This is a genomic window from Streptomyces cyaneofuscatus, assembly GCF_000718135.1.
Taxonomy (GTDB): Bacteria; Actinomycetota; Actinomycetes; order Streptomycetales; family Streptomycetaceae; genus Streptomyces; species Streptomyces cyaneofuscatus.
The window spans coordinates 60,351-79,921 of sequence record NZ_JOEM01000015.1 but is presented as its reverse complement, the minus strand read 5'-3'; the positions used below and the strand labels follow the sequence as shown (position 1 = coordinate 79,921).

Below are 19,571 nucleotides of genomic sequence, written 5' to 3'. Positions count from 1 at the left end.
ATGGCCCCAGCTGCCATGAGTATCGCTGCCCATTCACTCTCCGGCGCCAAGCCGGTCTCCTACTGGCTGGACGACCCGGCCAAACCCGATGCGCTCCCCGCCCTCACCGGCGACGAGCACGCCGACCTTCTGGTCATCGGCGGCGGCTACAGCGGACTGTGGACCGCGCTCATCGCCAAGGAGCGCGACCCCGGCCGGGACGTCGTCCTCATCGAGGGGCACGAGGTGGGCTGGGCCGCCTCGGGCCGCAACGGCGGCTTCTGCGCCGCCTCCCTCACCCACGGCCTGGCCAACGGCGTGGAGCGGTGGCCGGACGAGATCGCGAAGCTGGAGGAGCTGGGGGAGCGGAACCTCGACGCCATCGAGGCCGCCGTCGCCCGCTACGGCATCGACTGCGAGTTCGAGCGGACCGGTGAGATCGACGTCGCCACCGAGCCCCACCAGCTCGAAGAGCTGCGGGAATGGCAGGAGGAGCTGGTGAAGCTCGGCATCACGGGTGTCGACTTCCTGGACCGCGACGCCCTGCGCGCCGAGGTCGACTCGCCCACCTTCCTCGGCGGCCTCTGGGACCGGAACGGCGTCGCGATGCTGCACCCGGCCAAGCTCGCCTGGGGCCTGAAGCGGGCCTGCCTGGAGCTGGGCGTACGGATCTACGAGCACACCCGGGGCCTCGACCTCGTGCGCTCCGGCCCGGGGATGGCGGTGCGTACGCCGTACGGGAGGGTCTTCGCCCGCCGGGTCGCGCTCGGCACCAACATCTTCCCGTCGCTCGTCAAGCGGGTCCGCCCGTACACCGTGCCGGTCTACGACTACGCGCTGATGACCGAGCCGCTCACCCCGCAGCAGCTGGAATCCATCGGCTGGAAGGGGCGCCAGGGACTCGGCGACAGCGCCAACCAGTTCCATTACTTCCGGCTCTCCGCGGACAACCGGATCCTGTGGGGCGGATACGACGCGATCTATCCGTACGGGGGCCGTCTCAGCGCCGATCTGGACCAGCGTCCGGAGACGTTCCTGAAACTCGCGGAGCAGTTCTTCGACTGTTTCCCGCAGCTTTCCGGGCTGAATTTCTCGCATGCCTGGGGCGGCGCGATCGACACCTGTTCCCGCTTCACGGCATTCTTCGGGACGGCCCATCAGGGAAGGGTCGCGTACGCCGCCGGATATACGGGTCTCGGCGTCGGCTCCACGCGTTTCGGGGCCGATGTGATGCTCGATCTGCTCGCCGGCGAGGAGACCGAGCGGACCCGCCTGGAAATGGTCCGCTCGAAGCCGATGCCGTTCCCGCCGGAGCCGTTCGCCTGGGCCGGGATCGAGATCACCAAGCGGTCGCTCGCCCGGGCCGACAGCAACGGCGGGCACCGCAATCTCTGGCTGAAGACCATGGACAAGCTGGGGCTCGGCTTCGACAGCTGACACCCTGTCCAACAGTGTGACTCACGTCACGGCCACTCATGGTCCCAACCCGCGTCATAGTCGGGGCCGAGCGCTCTCTCGCACGTGTACCCACCGGTAGAACCCTGCCGGTGTTCACGTCAACGGGAGGCTGGTCATGACGGGACCGGAAATGAAAGCCGCGATCGAGTGGCTCACATCGGTGGCACCGGACCCCGGCGCCTGCCGGTGGGAATGGGAGCGCAACCCGCAGGGGATCGCTCTTCTTCCCGCCGGCAGGCGCTGGGACGTGCTGATCCTCCCCGGTGAGCTCGGCTATCCGACGCTCGACGTGCTCACCCGCCTCATCGACCGGCCCGGCCCGGTCCTCGCCGACTTCGGCGAGTCGCGCATGGGCTTCTTCGTCCCGCCGGGCACGGCGTCCCGCTGGCTCGGCACCGGCATCCGGGGCGCGGGCCCCGGCACCTGGATCGTCGTTCCCCATCCGGGCCGGGCGGCCGGGGGAGTGCGCTGGCTGATCCCGCCGGACGGTTCGGGGACCCTCACGGACGCGGCGTTGCTGGAGCTGGCGATGCACGAGGCGGCCGGAGCCGCCGCCCAGGACGACCGCGAAGGAGGGTGACCCGCAGCCCGGGGGCCGCGAAGGAGGATGGCCCCCGGTCAGAGGCCATGCAGGGGGTGGCCCCACTGCCAGAGGTCTTGACAACCTCATTGGTCTGGACCATGTTGTGCGCACGCCACACCCAATTCCCCCCTGCACGGAGGCTGTTGTGGAACGCACCGGACCAACCGTCAGATTTTCCGGACTTCTGGCCACCTGTACGGCCGCAGTGCTCGCTGCCGGTGCCCTGGTCGCCACGGCACCGGCGGCGAGCGCGGCGGATGTGGACGTGGCGCGCAACGGCACCTTCGAGGCAGGGCTCGACGGCTGGAGCTGCACCGCCGGCAGCGGCTCGGTCGTCTCCACCCCGGTGCACGGCGGTACGAAGGCGCTGAAGGGGACCCCGGCGGGCAACGACAACGCCAAGTGCTCCCAGGCCGTCACGGTCAAGCCCAACTCCCGCTACACGCTGAGCGCCTGGGTGCAGGGCAGCCCCGTCTACCTCGGCGCCACGGGCACCGGCACCACCGACGTCTCCACCTGGACCCAGTCCACCGGCGCCTGGAAGCAGCTCACCACCAGCTTCACCACCGGCCCCTCCACCACCTCCGTGAGCGTCTACACCCACGGCTGGTACGGCACCCCGGCCCACTACGTCGACGACCTCACCCTCGTCGGCCCCGGCGGCGACCCGGTGGTCGTCCCCGCAGTCCCCGCGGGCCTGCGCACCACCGCGATCACCTCCTCCTCGGTCGCGCTCTCCTGGAACGAAGTCTCCGGCGCCACCGGCTACAACGTCTACCGAGGCGGTACGAAGGTGGCCTCGGCCACCGGCCCCTCCGCCACCGTGACCGGGCTGACCGCCTCCACCGCGTACAGCTTCCAGGTCACCGCCACCAACGCGGCCGGCGAGTCCGCGAAGTCGGCCGCCGTCACCGCGACCACCACGGCGGGCGGCGGCGGTGGCGGCGACACCAAGCTCCCCGCCCGGGCGCTCGTCGGCTACCTCCACTCCAGCTTCGCCAACGGCTCCGGCTACACCCGCATGGCGGACGTGCCCGACTCCTGGGACGTCATCAACCTCGCCTTCGGTGAGCCCACCTCCGTCACCTCCGGCGACATCCGCTTCTCGCTCTGCCCGGTCGCCGAGTGCCCGAACGTCGAGTCCGAGGCGGAGTTCAAGGCCGCCATCAAGGCCAAGCAGGCCGCGGGCAAGAAGGTCCTGATCTCCATCGGCGGCCAGAACGGCCAGGTGCAGCTCGCCTCCACCGCCGCCCGGGACGCCTTCGTCACCTCGGTCTCGAAGATCATCGACACCTACGGCCTGGACGGCCTGGACATCGACTTCGAGGGCCACTCCCTCTCGCTGAACACCGGGGACACCGACTTCCGCGCCCCGACCTCACCGGTCATCGTCAACCTGATCTCCGCGGTGAAGACCCTCAAGGCGAAGTACGGCTCCGGCTTCGTCCTGACGATGGCGCCCGAGACCTTCTTCGTCCAGCTCGGCTACCAGTTCTACGGCTCCGGCCCCTGGGGCGGCCAGGACCCGCGCGCCGGCGCCTACCTGCCGGTCATCCACGCCCTGCGCGACGACCTGACCCTGCTCCACGTCCAGGACTACAACTCGGGCCCGATCATGGGTCTGGACAACCAGTACCACTCGATGGGCGGCGCGGACTTCCACATCGCGATGACCGACATGCTGCTCGCCGGCTTCCCGGTCGCGGGCAACACCAGCCGCGTCTTCCCGGGCCTGCGCCCCGACCAGGTCGCCATCGGCCTCCCGGCCTCCACCCAGGCGGGCAACGGCCACACCTCACCGGCCGAGGTCAACAAGGCGCTCAACTGCCTGATCAAGAAGACCGACTGCGGCTCCTACCAGACCCACGGGACCTGGACCGATCTCCGTGGCCTGATGACCTGGTCGATCAACTGGGACCGGTTCAACAACTGGGAGTTCAGCAGGAACTTCAACTCCTACTTCGGCCGCTGAGGTACCCCTGAGGCAGCCCACCAGACCGATGCCCGTCGCCGGGGTGAAGAGGATCGCGGCGACGGGCATCATCCATGCCGTCCTAAGGTGATCGCGAGGTCCGACCACGCGGAGGGGCACGGCAGCCCGCGGCGTCCGAGAAGGGACAGCGTGTGGCCACCAGTACATCCCTCGCGACGGACGCCCCGGCCGGGGACGCGTTCTACACCCCGCCGATACCGCTCCCCGACGGCGTACCCGGCGACCCGATCCACGCCCGCCCCCTGGACAACCCGGCCGCCGCCGTACCCGGCGGGGAGAACTCGCTGGTCCTGCACCGGTCGGAGGGCGCCGACGGCAGCCCGGTCGCCACCTCCGGCATCATCGCCCTGCCGGACCGCACCGCCCACCCCGTCCCCGCGGGCGGCCACCCGCTGATCAGCTGGGCCCACGGCACGGTGGGCGTGGCCGACCGCTGCGCGCCCTCACGGGACCGGGGCGACACCGGGGCCTCGCCCATGAACGCCTATCCGCTCACGCTCCTGGGCCACTTCCTGGACCAGGGCTGGGCCGTGGCGATGACGGACTACGAGGCGCTCGGCACGGGTACGCCACAGCGGCTGCACCCGTACCTCTGCGGCCGTTCCGAGGCCATGGGCGTACTCGACATCGTGACGGCCGCCCGCAGGCTGTTCCCCGGGGAGATCGGGGAGCGGTTCGCGATCGTGGGGCACTCGCAGGGCGGCCAGGCGGCCCTGTTCGCGGCCCACCACGCCCCCGGGCGGGTCGAAGGGCTGACCGGCGTCGCCGCGATCGCCCCCGCCAACCACCTCCTCGGCCTGGTCCGGGGCGGAGCCACCCTCGACCAGGTGAACTCCGGCTTCGCGTTCACCCCGCTCCTCCTCGCCGGCGCCCTCGGCGGCGACCCCACGATCGACCCGGAACAGGTCCTCTCGCCCCGGGCGTTCCAGGAGCTCTGGCCCCATGTACGGGACCGCTCCCGCGCCGGGCTGAGCCGCCCCGACTCCTGGGGCGGTATCAAGGGCACCGAGCAGTTCCGCCCCGGCTATCCGGCCACGCCCAACCCCGAGCAGCAGAAGTTCGACCGCCAACTGGAGGCGATGAACCCGGACCTCCCCCTCACCGTCCCGGTCCGCATCACCCAGGCCGCCGACGACGAGCGCGTCCGCGCCGACCCCGCACCGCTCCTGGGCACCGACGCACTGGTCGAGGAACTCACCGTGACGAACAGCGAACGCGGGAACATCCACTACCGGCGTTACGAGCCCGGCACCGTCCCCGCCGACGAGCCGCTCGGCATCCACTTCGCGACGATCGGCCACGACACCCCGGAGCTCACCGAGTGGCTCGCGGCTCTCCTGACCGCAGCCGGGCCCCGCGGCTGACCCACCACAGCGGCGCCAGCAGCACCGGCCCCAGGCACCAGCTCGCCAGCACGTCCAGCGGCCAGTGGTAGCCGTGCAGCACCAGACCGACGCCCGTCGCCGCCGTCAGCAGCACAGCGACGGCGGGCGGGACCCACGCCCGCAGCCACGCCGGCCGGGCGACGGTGAGGAGGAGCAGCGCCGAAGCCCCGTACGCCACCGCCGCAGTCGCCGTATGGCCCGACGGGTAGTAGTTGACGGCCTCGGTCAGCGGACCCTGCCGGGCGGTGGCCACCTTCAGCGGGATCACCAGCGCGGGTACGGCCGCCATGGTGAGGGCCGCGTACACCGGCAGCCGCCTGGCCCCGCGCCACAGCGCGTACGCGATCGCGCAGACGAGCACCGGGAGCGCCACCGGCACCCCGCCGAGATCGGAGAAGAGCTGGGTCAGGGCGGAAGGGCCGCGCAGGAAGAGGCTCTCACCGACGCGCTCGTCCAGCCGGAGCAGCGGTCCGTCGGCCGCGACCTGCCAGGTGATCAGCGCGAACAGCGCGAGCAGGATGCCGAGAAAAAGAGAGACGGGGAGAAAGAGAGAGGCCGGCCACCCGGGAACAGGGGGGGTTGTTCCGGGATGGCCGGCGGGATCGGGTCGCCGCGCGCCCCGGGGGGTGTGGGGCGGGCGGCCGTCCGATCGGTGAGGAGTACCGGAGCCAGAGGCTCCGGAGTCGTGCACGAAGGCACGCCCGGGACGGTGCTGGGGAAGCCCCGACCCGGAATCACCCGCGGTTTCCCGTGGGCGATGTGTTTCTCTCATCTGCAGAAACCGTACGGCAGCGAAGGGGCGGCCGACAGCCGCAGCCGCCACCCGCCATCGCCCCCGCACACCTTCTTCACAGGCCCTCACCCGGATGCCGTACGGCGGCGTCGAGGAACCGCCGCCGTACGTTCCCGAGTTCGAAGGATCATCGAAGGATCCTCGACGGGTCAGAGCGTGCCGAATGCCTGCTCGATGACGTCGAGGCCCTCGTTCAGCAGGTCCTCACCGATCACCAGCGGCGGCAGGAAGCGCAGCACGTTGCCGTAGGTGCCGCAGGTCAGGACCATGACGCCCTCGGCGTGGCAGGCCTTGGCGAGCGCGCCGGCCGCCTCCGGGTTCGGGTCCTTCGTGCCGGACTTCACCAGCTCGATGGCGATCATGGCGCCGCGGCCGCGGATGTCGCCGATGATGTCGCCGTTGGGGAGCTTGGCCTGCATCTGCGCGAGGCGGTCCTTCATGACCTCCTCGATCCGCTTGGCCTTCCCGTTGAGGTCCAGCTCGCGCATCGTCTCGATGGCGCCGAGCGCACCCGCGCAGGCGACCGGGTTCCCGCCGTACGTACCGCCCAGACCGCCGGCGTGCGCGGCGTCCATGATCTCGGCGCGGCCGGTCACGGCGGAGAGCGGCAGACCGCCCGCGATGCCCTTGGCGGTGGTGATCAGGTCCGGGACGATGCCCTCGTCCTCGCAGGCGAACCACTGGCCGGTGCGGCAGAAGCCGGACTGGATCTCGTCCGCGACGAAGACGATGCCGTTGTCCTTGGCGAACTGCGCGATCGCCGGGAGGAAGCCCTTGGCCGGCTCGATGAAGCCGCCCTCGCCGAGCACCGGCTCGATGATGATCGCGGCGACGTTCTCCGCACCGATCTGCTTGGCGATCGCGTCGATGGCCTGGGCCGAGGCCTCGGCACCGGCGTTCTCGGCACCGGTCGGCCAGCGGTAGCCGTAGGCGACCGGGACGCGGTAGACCTCGGGCGCGAACGGACCGAAGCCCTGCTTGTACGGCATGTTCTTCGCCGTCATGCCCATGGTGAGGTTGGTCCGGCCGTGGTAGCCGTGGTCGAAGACGACGACGGCGGTGCGCTTGGTGTAGGCGCGGGCGATCTTCACCGCGTTCTCGACGGCCTCGGCGCCCGAGTTGAACAGCGCGGACTTCTTCGCGTGGTCGCCCGGCGTCAGCTCGGCGAGCTGCTCGCAGACCTCGACGTACCCCTCGTACGGCGTGACCATGAAACAGGTGTGGGTGAAGTTCGCGAGCTGCGCGGAGGCGCGGCGTACGACGGCCTCGGCGGAGGCGCCGACCGAGGTCACGGCGATACCGGAGCCGAAGTCGATCAGCCGGTTGCCGTCCACGTCCTCGATGATCCCACCGCCCGCGCGGGCGGTGAAGACCGGCAGGGTGGAGCCCACACCTGCGGCGACGGCGGCGACACGGCGAGCCTGCAGCTCGACCGACTTCGGGCCGGGGATGGCAGTGACGAGGCGGCGCTCCTGCGGGATTGCGGTCATGAGGGGCTCCTGGGGGTGTTTCGGACGCGCTTCTCATCGCAGGCTAGGGGCCGGCGCCCCACCCGGGCATGCTCCGATCGGGAGTGATGGGCGCGTGTCGTTGTCCGTCGCGGACAGAAGGCGGTGTACGTCCCTTCCGACCTGGTGCGATGCGGGCACGGGCCGGTCCGGGGCGGTCACTGTTCGGGCGGGTTGCTGAACTCCCCGTGTGCGCGCACTAGATTGACCGGGGCAGCGGATGGACCCGGCAGTTCAAGGGGGCAGTGGTTCATGGAGGACGAGGGCACGCGCGGCGTACGGGGCACGAGTGCGGACAGGGTGCCCGGCCCGGCCGTGCCACCACCGCCGTCGGGGCCGCCGCGGCAGCCTTGGCCAGGGCAGCCCGCGCCCGGGCGGCCTCCGGCCGGTGAACCGGGGGGCCCGCGCCCTGCGCCGGGGGAGCCGCCCGCGACCCCGGGGGCGCCCTGGGGCGTGCAGCCCTCCGCGTGGACCTCCCCGCCGCCTCCGCCCGGGCCGCCCCCCGCCCGCCCCGCCTCCCCGCCGCCCCCCGTCGAGCAGCCCTCCGCCGGGGCCCCGGCTCTGGACGCCTGGCTCCGTACGCCCCGCCCCCCGCAGGCCCCCGGCGTCTGGCGGTTCGGGTTCACACCGCGTCCGGCCGAGCAGGGTGAGGAGGTCTCCGACCGCTCCCTCCTCGTGGGCGCCGTCATCACCCTCCTCTCCGCCCTCCTCCTCTGGTCGCTCTGGCGCAACGGCTACCTCCCGTACCGCCTCGTCCCCCTCAAGCTCTTCACCCCGGGCGAGTGGTGGAACCCGGGCACCTCCGGCGGCCCCCGCACCATCGAGGGCTCCGACGCCCTCACCGTGTACGAGGCCCTCCTCTTCGGGCTGCTCGCCTACGGCTGCGGCCGGATCGGTAACTTCTCCGAGCTCTTCCGCCGCCATGTCGTGAGCCGCGGGCAGCCCTTCCTCGCCCTCGCGGCGGCCGTCGCGGCGGGGCTCACCCAGCTCCTGGTCTGGAAGGAGACCCTGCCCGTCGTCCGCCCGGTCCTGGTCCTGGTCGCCGCCGTCGCGGGCGGCGAGATCTACCAGAGCCAGACCGTCGTCAACGTCATCTACGCGCTGATCGCCGCCGCCGTCCTGTACCCCTTCGCCCTCCTGGGCCGCTGGCGCGACCTGCTCGCCGCCCGCAAGGGCGCCGTAACCCCGGCCCCGGCCGACACCGCTTCGGCATCCTCCACCGTGACCTCCGCCGACCAGTGGCCCGAGCTGCGCGCGGCCGGCTGGACCGACGCGGCGGACACCCTCACCGCCGAGGTCCGCACCGGCCGGATGAACGACGTGGACGTGGCCCGCCTCCGCCACGCCTGGACCCAGGCCACCCGCAGCCCCGACCGCCTCGCCCCCCTCGCGGAGGCCGTCCTGCGCACCGGGGGAGCGGCCGCCCTGCACCCCTCCGGGGACCGCGACCTGCCCCGCCGCACCGCCCGCCACGACGTGCTCACCGGCCAGGTGCGCATCGGCCGCTGCGCGGACGACCCGCACAACCCCTACGCCCGCCGGTCCACCGGTATCGCCCTGGACCCCACCCTGCTCGGCACCTCGCTGCTGGCCGTCGGCCCGCCCGGCTCCGGGAAGTCCGCCCGGCTGGTGCGCCCCGTGGTGGAGGCCCTCGGGCTGCGCGCCCTGGCCGGCCAGGCGGCCGTCCTCGCCGTCGGCGGCGCGGGCGCGCCCGTCGGCCCGGACGAGGCCTTCGACGTCGTCGTACGCGTCGGCAACCCCGCCTCCGCCCACGACCTCGACCTGTACGGCGGCACCACCGACCCCGACGAGGCCGCCGCCGTCCTGGCGGAGGGGCTCGTCGGCGATGTCGGCAGCCTGGACAGCCGCCGCGCCGCCACCGTCCTCGCCCAACTGCTGGGCCCGTACCGGACGGCCCACGGCCACTTCCCCTCCGTACCGGAACTGCGCGAACTCCTCGACGGGACCCCGGCCGCGCTCACCGCCCTGCGCGCCGCCCTCGAAACCGCCGGACATCAGGCGATGCTCCGCGAGCTGGAGGCCAGGACCCGGCAGGCGGGCGGCCCCGGCGACCCCGCACCGGCCCTCGCGGACCGGGTCGCGCTGCTGGACCGGCCCGCGTTCGCCGGGTTCTTCGCCACCGGCCCGGACGCCCGCCCCTTCGCGCTGCGCTCGCTCGGCCAGTACCCGCTGCGGGTCCGCGTCGACCTGCCGGAACGCGGCCACGCCGAGGCATCCCGCCTCCTCACCCGGCTCCTGCTGGCCCAGTTCACCGCGATCACCGCCGCCCGCACCGACACCACGCTCTTCGTCGGCCTGGTCCTGGACGACGCGACCCACGCGGTGACCGCCGAGACCGTACGCGGCATCCGCCGGCTGCGCTCGGTCAACGCGGGGGCCGTCCTCACCCTCCGTACCGTCGACGACGTGCCCGAAGCCCTGCACACCCCGCTGCTCGGCGCGGTCGGCTGCACGGCCGCCTTCTCCGGCATCACCACGTGGGACGGCAAGCGCTTCGCCGAGGCCTGGGGCAAGGAGTGGGTGGAGACCCGCGAGGTCGCGCAGCACACGGTCTTCGCCGACCAGCCGTTCACCCGCGCCCTGCACGCGCTGCGGAAGCTGGTGACCGGCAAGGCGGTGACCACGGACGCGGTGACCGTACGGCAGGTGGAGCGGGAGCGCTGGTCGGCCTCGGAGCTGGCGTACGCGGTCCCGGCCGGGCACGCGGTGATCCGGCTGACCACGGTGGAGGGTGAGCACGCGCCGCCGCTGCTGGTGGAGCTGGGCGGCTGAGAAAGGGGCCTCCTCGGGCGAGACCGGCGACGGCTGAGAAGCGCCCTTGCGGAACCGGGGGCGACTGAGAGCGGTTACAGGAACTCTGCCACCCTGGCAGAATCGTTGGCAGCCGTTCATACGGGACGGCGTAATCACCCACCACCGATCACCCACCACTGACCACCGATCACCGATCGGGCCGGCGAGACCCCTCGCCGGCCACGCGTCCCCGACACCGAGGGTTCCCGGTCCCATGCCCCCCACGCTCGCCTCGCTCGTCCAGCACTCGGCGCTCAAGCTCACGGTGCGGGCGGGCGCGGACCGGCTCGACACCCCGGTGCGCTGGGCCCACGCCAGCGAGCTCGCCGACCCCGTCCCGTACATGGACGGCGGCGAACTGCTCCTGGTGACCGCCACCAACCTGGACGCCGAGAACGCCGAGTCGATGCGCCGCTACGTACGGAGGCTGGCCGGAGCGGGCGTCGCGGGGGTCGGCTTCGCGGTCGGGGTCAACTACGACGCCATCCCCGCCGCCCTGCTCGACGCCGCCGAGGAAGCGGGCCTGCCCGTCCTCGAAGTGCCCCGCCGCACCCCGTTCCTCGCCATCAGCAAGGCCGTCTCCGCCGCCATCGCCGCCGACCAGTACCGCGCGGTCACCGCCGGCTTCGAGGCCCAGCGCGAGCTGACGAAGGCCGCGCTCGCGGGGGACGGCCCCGCCGACCTCCTCGCCCGCCTCGCCGTCCACGTCGACGGCTGGGCCGCGCTGTACGACACCTCCGGCGCGGTGCTCGCCGCCGCCCCCGACTGGGCCGCGCGCCGGGCCGCCCGCCTCACCCCCGACGTCGAACGCCTCCGGGACAGACCCGCGCCCGCCAGCGTCGTCGTCGGCGACAGCGAGGACCGGGTCGAACTCCAGTCGCTGGGCACCGGCCGCCGGGCGCGCGGTGCGCTGGCCGTCGGTACGGGAGCGGCGCTGGGGACCGCCGAACGGTACGCGGTCCACTCCGCCGTCGCCCTGCTCACCCTCACCACCGCCCGCTCCCGCTCCCTCCAGGGCGCCGAACAGCGCCTGGGCGCCGCCGTCCTGCGGATGCTGCTGGCCGGGCAGCCGGACCACGCCCGGGCGGTCGCCGGAGATCTGTACGGCGGGCTGCTCGACGCCCCCTTCCGGCTGCTGATCGCGGAGGCGGCCGCGCCCGCCGGTTTCGACCTGCTCACGGAGACGATGGAGGCCGCCGCCGCCCGCTCCGGCGAGGCGCTGCTCATGGTCCCCGAAGGCGAGCGCGTCGTCGTCCTGGCGGCCGACGGCGGCACGGCGGTCGCCGCCTGCGCGTCCTACGCGGAGGCCCAGGACGACCGCGCCCCGCGCGAGGGCGGCGCCGAGGACAGCGACGTCGTGGTGGGCCTCTCCGCCCCCTGCGGCCCGATCGCGGTCTCCGCCGCGTACAAGCAGGCCGAACAGGCCCTCTCGGTCGCCCGCCGCCGGGGCAGGGCCCTGGTCGAGCACGAGGAGCTGGCGGCCGGTTCGGTCCTGCCGCTCCTTGCGGACGACGCCGTACGGGCCTTCGCCGACGGCATGCTCCGCGCCCTGTACGAGCACGACGCCAAGGGCCGCGGCGACCTCGTGGCCTCCCTGCGCGCCTGGCTCTCCCGCCACGGCCAGTGGGACGCGGCCGCCGCCGACCTGGGCGTACACCGGCACACCCTGCGCTACCGGATGCGCCGGGTGGAGGAGATCCTGGGCCGCTCGCTGGACGACCCGGACGTCCGGATGGAGCTGTGGCTCGCACTGAAGGCGACGGAGGCGGCGGCACCGGCCGAAAATTGAGAACCCGGATCAGGGCCGGTATTGCAACGTCCGATCCAAAACCCTAGAGTGCTGCCATGGCCCGACCGAGACAGTTCGACGAGGACCGGGCCCTGGACGCCGCGATGCGCACGTTCTGGGAGTGCGGCTACGAGGCCACCTCCACCCAGGACCTCTGCACCGCCACGGGGCTGGGGCGCAGCAGCATCTACAACACCTTCCGGAGCAAGCGCGAGCTGTTCGCGCGCTCACTGGCGCGCTACCTGGACACCATGGCCGAGGCGCAGGACGCCGTCCTGGAGGACACGTCACGCCCGCCCGCCCAGCGGGTCCGCGCCCTGCTCGACAAGATCGTGTCCGACGAGTTCGACCACCGCCCCCACGGCCGCAGCCTGGGCTGTCTGGGCGTCAACTCCACGGTCGAACTCGCGGCCCGCGACCCGGAGGCCGCCCGCCTCCTGGACCGCGACGCCGCCCGGCGGCTGCGTACCCTGTCCGCCGTCATCGCGGCCGGGCAGCGCGACGGCTCCATCGCCTCCACGCGCGGCTCCGACGCCCTCGCCCGGTACGTCAACGCCGTCATCGGCGGGATGCGGATCGCGGCCCAGGGCGGAGCCGACCGGGCAGCCGTCCAGTCCGTCGCCGACACGGCCCTGGACGCCCTGACCAGCTGACCCTCACGTGCCGAACCGAGGCACGGCCCACCCATTCCCAAGTTCTGAACCGATCAATACAAAACCACATCCACAGGGGGAACCGCTCGTGCCTCGTGCTGTCCACGTACTGGCCTTCGGCATCTTCGCCATGGTCACCAGCGAGTTCGTCGTCGCCGGGCTGATGCCGCAGATGGCCGCGGGACTGGGCGTCACCGTCCCGCAGATCGGCTACCTGATCACGGTCTTCGCCCTCTCCATGGCGCTCGGCGGACCGCTGCTCTCGGTCGCCCTGCTGCGGCTCCCGCCCAAGACCGCGCTCATGGTCCTCTTCCCGCTCTTCCTGGCGGGCAACGTGCTGGCCGCCACCGCGTCCGGCTACCCGGCGATGGTGATGGCACGGATCATCACGGGGGTCGTGTCCCAGGCATTCTTCGGCGTAGCGATCTCGCTCGGCTCCCAGCTGACCCGCCCCGAGGTACGCGGCCGGGCCGTGGCGGTCATCCTCAACGGGCTGATGCTCGGCACCCTGCTCGGGCTGCCACTGGCCACCCTGACCGGCGAACGGTACGGCTGGCGCGCCGCGTTCTGGGCCATCTCCGCGCTGACGGCCGCCGCCGCCCTGTGCACGCTGATCGGGGTGGGCCGGACGGGCCGCCCGGAGGGCAGCGGCACCTTCCGCGCCGAAGTGACCGCCTTCCGCGCTCCCCGCCTCTGGCTCACCCTGCTGACCAGCACCATGGTCATCGGCGCGACCTTCTCCGCCTTCAGCTACCTCAACCCGATCCTCACCCAGGTCACCGGCTTCTCCCCGGGCACGGTCCCGCTGCTGCTCCTGGCGTACGGCGCCGCCACGGTGATCGGCAACACCGTCGTCGGCCGGCTGGCGGACCGCCACACCCTCCCCGTCCTCCTCACGGGCCTCTCCCTGAACGCGGTGTTCCTGGCCGGGTTCGCTCTGCTGGCCCGGTTCGACGTCGGGGCGGTGCTCTGCATGCTGGGCATCGGCCTGGTCGGGGTCACCATGAACCCGGCCCTGGTCACCCGGGTGCAGCGCGTCGGCAACGCCCGCCCGCTCGTCAACACCGTGCACAGCTCGTTCATCACCTTCGGCGTGGTCCTGGGCTCAGCGCTGGGCGGCCTGAGCCTGGACCGCTTCGGCCTGCGGGCCCCGCTCTGGCTGGGCGCGGCGCTGGCGGTGGCCGGCCTGCTCACGCTCGTACCGGACCTGCTGCGCCGTACGGGGAGGGGAACGGGCCCTCGTACGACCACGACACCACCGTCCGACGGCCCGGCCACCACCCCCCTGGCCAATTCGGAGCACCGGACAGCCACCCCACTCCACCCCGGCTAAACGCGATCGCACCTTCCCCGCCCTACCGTGGGACCACAGAGGGGGCCCTCGGCTTCCGTCACGCCCACCTCGTCCACGACCTCCGCACGCTCACGACCTCCGAAGGGCCGGAACCTCCATGACTTCGCCCCACGCCTTCTGGGTGGCCGGCCGCCAGGCCACCGGTGCCGACAGCTTCGACGTCACCAACCCGTACGACGGACGCCTCGTCGGCACCGTCAGCGTGCCGACCGACGCCCAGGCCGAGGAGGCCGTCGCCGCCGCCCACGCCGTACGCGACGAGTTCGCCGCGACCCCGGCGCACGTACGGGCCGCGGCCCTCGACCACGTCGTACGGCGGCTGGGGGAGCGCACCGAGGAGATCGCGCAGCTGATCTCGGCGGAGAACGGCAAGCCGATCAAGTGGGCGCGCGGTGAGGTCGGCCGGGCGATCTCGGTGTTCCGGTTCGCGGCAGAGGAGGCCCGCCGCTTCAACGGCGGCGAGGCCCAGCGCCTCGACACCGACCTCGGCGGCACGGGCCGCCTCGGCCTGACCCGCCGCTTCCCGCGCGGGGCGGTCCTCGGCATCGCGCCGTTCAACTTCCCCCTCAACCTGAGCGCCCACAAGGTCGCCCCGGCCATCGCCGTAGGCGCCCCGATCATCCTGAAGCCGGCCCCGGCGACGCCGATCTCCTCGCTCATCCTCGGCGAGCTGCTGGCCGAGACCGACCTCCCGGCCGGCTCCTGGTCCGTCCTGACGGTCCCGAACGACAAGATGCCCGCCCTGGTCCAGGACGAGCGCCTGCCGGTCATCTCCTTCACCGGCTCGGGCCCGGTCGGTTACGCGATCATGGAGTCGGTGCCCCGCAAGCACTGCACCCTGGAGCTCGGCGGCAACGGCGCGGCGGTCGTCCTGTCCGACTACGCCTCCGACGAGGACCTGGACTGGGCGGCCACCCGGATCGCCACGTTCTCCAACTACCAGGGCGGCCAGTCCTGCATCTCGGTGCAGCGCGTCATCGCCGACGCCTCGGTCTACGACCGGCTGGTCCCGAAGATCGTCGCCGCCGTCGAGGCCCTGGTCACCGGCGACCCGGCCGACGCCACCACGGATGTCGGCCCCCTGGTGAGCGAGGACGCGGCGAAGCGCGTCGAGTCCTGGGTCGACGAGGCCGTCCAGGGAGGCGCCGAACTCCTCACCGGCGGCAAGCGCGACGGCGCCACCTACGCCCCGACGGTCCTGGCCGGCCTCCCGGACGACGTGAAGCTCTCCTGCGAGGAGGTCTTCGGCCCGGTCATGTCCCTCCAGAAGGTCGACAGCGAGGCGGAGGCGTTCGCCGCCGTCAACTCCTCCAAGTACGGCCTCCAGGCAGGCGTCTTCACCCACGACCTCCAGACCGCCTTCCGCGCCCACCGCGCCCTGGAGGTCGGCGGCGTGATCATCGGCGACGTCCCCTCGTACCGCGCCGACCAGATGCCGTACGGCGGTGCCAAGCAGTCCGGCGTCGGCCGCGAGGGCGTCCGCTACGCGATGGACGACTACACCTACGAGCGCGTCCTGGTCCTCACGGGCCTGGCCCTGTAGTCCCTCGGACGACCCCACCCGCGCCCCCGCCTGGACAGCGAGCGCGGGCGGGGCACACATAAGGACCGGCGGCAGCCCACTGTGCGGGGGCTGCCGCCTCGGGGTTTCCTCCCCGTGACCTCGATGGAGAAGCGCTCCCGCGTGACGGGGATCGCCGCCAACTCGTCCGGGGGGATACGGCCGAGGGCCCCCGAAGCCGATGAGTGCGCATTCCCATTTTGCGCCCGGCCGGGACCAGCAGCCACCGGGTGGTTACGGGCGGGGCCTCGCCCCGGTCCAGCCGGCTGTGAAGCGCGTCCGAGGCGCCGGCTGACTACCGTCCTGCTGTCCGTCGGCCCCGTCGTTCCGCCCGCGATCTGGCACGCATCTGGCATGGCCACTCCGGCTGGAAGCACGGCATTTGACGATCCTCGAACCTCAGGCTCAGCGTTCAGCTGATCGGTACGCTAGGACGATCTCGGGCGCCCACACCTCCGGCCCTCGTCTGCGGCCGCTCGAAGGGGGAACAGTGATTGGTCACAAGCGCCAAGGTCTGGGACCAGCAGGGCAAGCAGCTCAGGATCTCGGGGCCCAACGGGCAGCTGCCATTGATCTCTCGCCGTTCGTTCCCCACACGGATTCTCGAATAGGTCGCTGCATTCGCACGGTTGAGCAGTAGGCCACCAAGTGGGAAGCGCCACTCCGTGTCACTCCCGTAACAGAGGCATGTGCCTCGCCCGACTCGCCGGCGCCGCCGCTCAGGACCGGGACTTCGGCCCGCCGACGCCGCGCGGGAATCCCTTCGGCTCATCGAGGGCGGGCAGTCCTCCAGCCGTACACGCAAGCAACTCGTGGCCGTCCGTGAACGGCTCGGGCCGCACCGGGCCAGCCCTGCCGTTCGCGACACGTTCGACCTGCTCACCGACCACGTCGCCTAGCCGAGGAGCTTCCCCGCATGCCCGCCCGCACCACACCCGGCCTCACCTTCACCCGGCACGACGGTGACGCAGCGCGCGAGATCGTCGATGAACTCAACGCCGTCTACGCCGAGGTGTACGGCGTCCCGCCCTACGCGGGCGATCCGTTCTTCTCCGTCGAGACCTTCGCCGACCGGCTCACCGCCGCCTTCACCATGCGCGGCTTCGAGGTCGTCACGGCGCGTCTGGACGACGGGGCCCTCGTCGGGTACGTCCAGGGGGTCACGCTCACCCCGGGCCGCGCGTGGTGGGCGTCCATCGCCGATGACCTGCCCGCCGACGCCAAGCAGGCCGCCGAGGCCGGCGACGTCTTCTGGCTGCGGGAACTCATGGTTCTCCCGAAAGCGACCAACCTCGGCATCGGTCGGCGCCTCCACGACGTGATGGTCGACGGGCGCCCGGAGACCTGGACCACCCTGACGTGCATCGTGGCCAACGAGCCCGCGCGCAGCGCCTACCCGCGATGGGGGTACGAGGTGGTCGCTGCCCGGATCAAGCATGCCCCGGAGTCCCCGGTCTACGACCCGATGCTCTTGCGGCCCGGTCGGCCCGGTCGGCCCGGTCGGCCCGGTCGGCCCGGTCGGCTCGGCTGAGGGAAGCCGAGGCCTCCACCCCGTACGCGAGGGCTGGTGCGGGTGCCGAAGTGCGGGTACACGGGTTACATACGGATCAGTAGGCAGCGACTAGCAGTCCGTGTGCCCAGGTGCCTGTCCGTCCTGGTGATGCGCGGCGAGGTGAGGCCCCCATGTCCGCACCACACAACACCCCCCAGGTCCCCAAAGCACCCAAGGTCACCGAGCGTGAGGCTCGCAAGGTCGCCGAGGCCGCCCGGGAGCAGCACTGGCGTAAGCCCAGCTTCGCCAAGGAGCTGTTCCTCGGGCGCTTCCGGCTCGACCTGATCCATCCGCACCCCCTGCCGCCGCCCGACGACATCCGGCGCGGCGAGGAGTTCCTCGGGCGGCTGCGGGCCTTCTGCGAGGCGCACATCGACAGTGCGCGGATCGAGCGCGAGGCGAAGATCCCCGACGAGGTGGTCAACGGGCTCAAGGAGCTCGGCGCCCTGGGCATGAAGATCGAGACCAAGTACGGCGGTCTCGGGCTCACCCAGGTGTACTACAACAAGGCGCTCGCCCTCGTCGGCTCCGCGAGCCCCGCCATCGGTGCGCTGCTCTCCGCGCATCAGTCGATCGGCGTACCGCAGCCGCTGAAGATTTTCGGCACCCAGGAGCAGAAGGACGCCTTCCTGCCCCGGCTCGCCACCACCGACATCTCCGCGTTCCTGCTCACCGAGCCCGACGTCGGCTCCGACCCGGCCCGCCTCGCCACCACCGCCGTGCCCGACGGGAACGACTACCTCCTGGACGGTGTGAAGCTCTGGACGACGAATGGGGTCGTCGCCGATCTGCTCGTCGTCATGGCTCGGGTGCCCGCCTCCGACGGACACCCCGGCGGCATCACCGCCTTCGTCGTCGAGGCCGACGCCCCCGGTGTCACCGTGGAGCACCGCAACGCCTTCATGGGGCTGCGCGGCATCGAGAACGGCGTCACCCGCTTCCACCAGGTCCGGGTGCCTGCCGTGAACCGCATCGGGCCCGAGGGGGCCGGGCTCAAGATCGCCCTGACCACCCTCAACACCGGGCGCCTCTCGCTGCCCGCCATGTGCGTCGGGGCCGGGAAGTGGTGCCTGAAGATCGCCCGCGAGTGGTCCGCCGTACGGGAGCAGTGGGGGCGGCCCGTCGCCAAGCACGAGGCGGTCGGCGCGAAGATCTCCTTCATCGCGGCCACCACTTTCGCCCTGGAGGCGATCGTCGACCTCTCCTCGCAGATGGCCGACGAGGACCGCAACGACATCCGTATCGAGGCCGCCCTCGCCAAGCTGTACGGCTCCGAGATGGGCTGGCTGATCGCCGACGAACTGGTCCAGATCCGCGGCGGGCGCGGCTTCGAGACCGCCGAGTCGCTCGCCGCCCGCGGGGAGCGGGCCGTCCCGGCCGAGCAGATGCTCCGCGACATGCGGATCAACCGGATCTTCGAGGGCTCCACCGAGATCATGCACCTGCTGATCGCCCGTGAGGCCGTCGACGCCCACCTCAAGGTCGCCGGCGACATCATCGATCCGGAGAAGGCACTTGCCGACAAGGCGAAAGCCGGTGCCAACGCCGCCGGGTTCTATGCCCGCTGGCTGCCACAGTTGGTGACCGGGGCGGGGCAACTTCCTCTGACGTACGGTGAGTTCAACCCGGCCGGGCACCGCGACCTCTCCGGGCACCTCCGGTACGTCGAGCGCTCCTCGCGCAAGCTCGCCCGGTCCACCTTCTACGCCATGTCCCGGTGGCAGGGGCGGATGGAGACCAAGCAAGGGTTCCTCGGCCGGATCGTCGACATCGGCGCCGAGCTCTTCGCGATGAGCGCCGCCTGCGTCCGCGCCGAGCATCTGCGGGGCTCCGGGGAGCACGGCCGCGAGGCCTACCAGCTTGCCGACGCCTTCTGCCGGCAGTCCCGGGTCAGGGTGGAGGAGCTGTTCACGCGGCTCTGGTCCAACACCGACGATCTGGACCGGCGCGTGGTGGACGGCGTGCTGTCCGGTACGTACACCTGGCTGGAGGAGGGCGTCATCGACCCCAGCGGCGAAGGCCCCTGGATCGCGGACGCCACCCCTGGACCCTCCGCCGAGGAGAACCGGCACCGGCCGGTCCGCTGAGCCGCCACCCGTAACGCATCAGCTGAGCCGCCGCCCCCGTAGCGCATCAAGGGGGGCGCGCC

Annotated in this window: 13 protein-coding genes; 11 read left to right on the top strand and 2 right to left on the bottom strand. The window is 72.2% G+C overall.

The features are described 5' to 3' along the window. The 4 genes from IF17_RS0123995 (at nt 1) to IF17_RS0123980 (ending at nt 5,377) form a co-directional block, all read left to right on the top strand. On the top strand, nt 1–1,416 hold the full coding sequence (locus IF17_RS0123995; RefSeq protein WP_076968461.1) for an NAD(P)/FAD-dependent oxidoreductase: 1,416 nt from the start codon (nt 1–3) through the stop codon (nt 1,414–1,416). A 136-nt stretch (nt 1,417–1,552) separates the two neighbouring features. Beyond that, nucleotides 1,553–2,017 carry a hypothetical protein gene (locus IF17_RS0123990; RefSeq protein WP_030569446.1) on the top strand — a complete coding sequence of 155 codons (465 nt, stop codon included), beginning with the start codon at nt 1,553–1,555 and terminating at the stop codon, nt 2,015–2,017. A 148-nt stretch (nt 2,018–2,165) separates the two neighbouring features. Continuing rightward, entirely contained in the window at nt 2,166–3,992 is a 1,827-nt protein-coding gene (locus tag IF17_RS0123985) for a chitinase (RefSeq protein ID WP_030569443.1), read from the top strand. Nucleotides 3,993–4,144: 152 nt separating this feature from the next. Then, nucleotides 4,145–5,377, top strand: coding sequence for an alpha/beta hydrolase family protein (locus IF17_RS0123980; RefSeq protein ID WP_030569440.1), 1,233 nt, complete (start codon nt 4,145–4,147; stop codon nt 5,375–5,377). Here IF17_RS0123980 and IF17_RS0123975 read toward each other — a convergent pair. Together IF17_RS0123975 and gabT are read right to left on the bottom strand one after the other, a co-directional pair. Further along, nucleotides 5,328–6,170 (bottom strand): phosphatase PAP2 family protein, encoded by an 843-nt coding sequence (locus IF17_RS0123975; protein WP_030569437.1) that lies wholly within the window; start codon nt 6,168–6,170, stop codon nt 5,328–5,330. The two genes, IF17_RS0123980 and IF17_RS0123975, sit on opposite strands and share 50 nt — an antisense overlap. Before the next feature lie 170 nt (nt 6,171–6,340). Next, nucleotides 6,341–7,681 carry a 4-aminobutyrate--2-oxoglutarate transaminase gene (gene gabT, locus IF17_RS0123970; RefSeq protein ID WP_030569434.1) on the bottom strand — a complete coding sequence of 447 codons (1,341 nt, stop codon included), beginning with the start codon at nt 7,679–7,681 and terminating at the stop codon, nt 6,341–6,343. 270 nt (nt 7,682–7,951) lie between these two features. On the opposite strand from gabT, the gene IF17_RS0123965 reads away from it, so the two are divergent. The 7 genes from IF17_RS0123965 (at nt 7,952) to IF17_RS0123935 (ending at nt 19,509) form a co-directional block, all read left to right on the top strand. Then, a complete protein-coding gene (locus tag IF17_RS0123965; protein ID WP_030569432.1) occupies nt 7,952–10,492 on the top strand; it encodes a hypothetical protein in 2,541 nt (846 codons plus the stop codon). 235 nt (nt 10,493–10,727) lie between these two features. Beyond that, entirely contained in the window at nt 10,728–12,302 is a 1,575-nt protein-coding gene (locus IF17_RS0123960) for a PucR family transcriptional regulator (protein ID WP_030569430.1), read from the top strand. Nucleotides 12,303–12,358: 56 nt separating this feature from the next. After that, nucleotides 12,359–12,955 carry a TetR/AcrR family transcriptional regulator gene (locus IF17_RS0123955; protein WP_030569428.1) on the top strand — a complete coding sequence of 199 codons (597 nt, stop codon included), beginning with the start codon at nt 12,359–12,361 and terminating at the stop codon, nt 12,953–12,955. Nucleotides 12,956–13,043: 88 nt separating this feature from the next. Then, on the top strand, nt 13,044–14,288 hold the full coding sequence (locus IF17_RS0123950; protein WP_030569426.1) for an MFS transporter: 1,245 nt from the start codon (nt 13,044–13,046) through the stop codon (nt 14,286–14,288). A gap of 118 nt (nt 14,289–14,406) precedes the next feature. Continuing rightward, nucleotides 14,407–15,852 carry an aldehyde dehydrogenase family protein gene (locus tag IF17_RS0123945; RefSeq protein WP_030569424.1) on the top strand — a complete coding sequence of 482 codons (1,446 nt, stop codon included), beginning with the start codon at nt 14,407–14,409 and terminating at the stop codon, nt 15,850–15,852. Between the two features lie 934 nt (nt 15,853–16,786). Then, a complete protein-coding gene (locus IF17_RS1000000139020) occupies nt 16,787–17,401 on the top strand; it encodes a GNAT family N-acetyltransferase (RefSeq protein ID WP_030569421.1) in 615 nt (204 codons plus the stop codon). A gap of 152 nt (nt 17,402–17,553) precedes the next feature. Next, nucleotides 17,554–19,509: an acyl-CoA dehydrogenase family protein gene (locus IF17_RS0123935; protein ID WP_030569418.1), complete on the top strand. Its 1,956-nt coding sequence runs from the start codon at nt 17,554–17,556 to the stop codon at nt 19,507–19,509. Nucleotides 19,510–19,571: the final 62 nt, after the last annotated feature.

Bases quoted from the DNA above. Each gene is read 5' to 3' on its own strand.
- IF17_RS0123965 (WP_030569432.1), top strand. From the start codon at position 7,952: ATGGAGGACGAGGGCACGCGCGGCGTACGGGGCACGAGTGCGGACAGG.
- gabT (WP_030569434.1), bottom strand. From the start codon at position 7,681: ATGACCGCAATCCCGCAGGAGCGCCGCCTCGTCACTGCCATCCCCGGC.
- IF17_RS0123975 (WP_030569437.1), bottom strand. From the start codon at position 6,170: ATGAGAGAAACACATCGCCCACGGGAAACCGCGGGTGATTCCGGGTCG.
- IF17_RS0123990 (WP_030569446.1), top strand. From the start codon at position 1,553: ATGACGGGACCGGAAATGAAAGCCGCGATCGAGTGGCTCACATCGGTG.
- IF17_RS0123955 (WP_030569428.1), top strand. From the start codon at position 12,359: ATGGCCCGACCGAGACAGTTCGACGAGGACCGGGCCCTGGACGCCGCG.
- IF17_RS0123935 (WP_030569418.1), top strand. From the start codon at position 17,554: ATGTCCGCACCACACAACACCCCCCAGGTCCCCAAAGCACCCAAGGTC.
- IF17_RS0123995 (WP_076968461.1), top strand. From the start codon at position 1: ATGGCCCCAGCTGCCATGAGTATCGCTGCCCATTCACTCTCCGGCGCC.
- IF17_RS1000000139020 (WP_030569421.1), top strand. From the start codon at position 16,787: ATGCCCGCCCGCACCACACCCGGCCTCACCTTCACCCGGCACGACGGT.
- IF17_RS0123945 (WP_030569424.1), top strand. From the start codon at position 14,407: ATGACTTCGCCCCACGCCTTCTGGGTGGCCGGCCGCCAGGCCACCGGT.
- IF17_RS0123960 (WP_030569430.1), top strand. From the start codon at position 10,728: ATGCCCCCCACGCTCGCCTCGCTCGTCCAGCACTCGGCGCTCAAGCTC.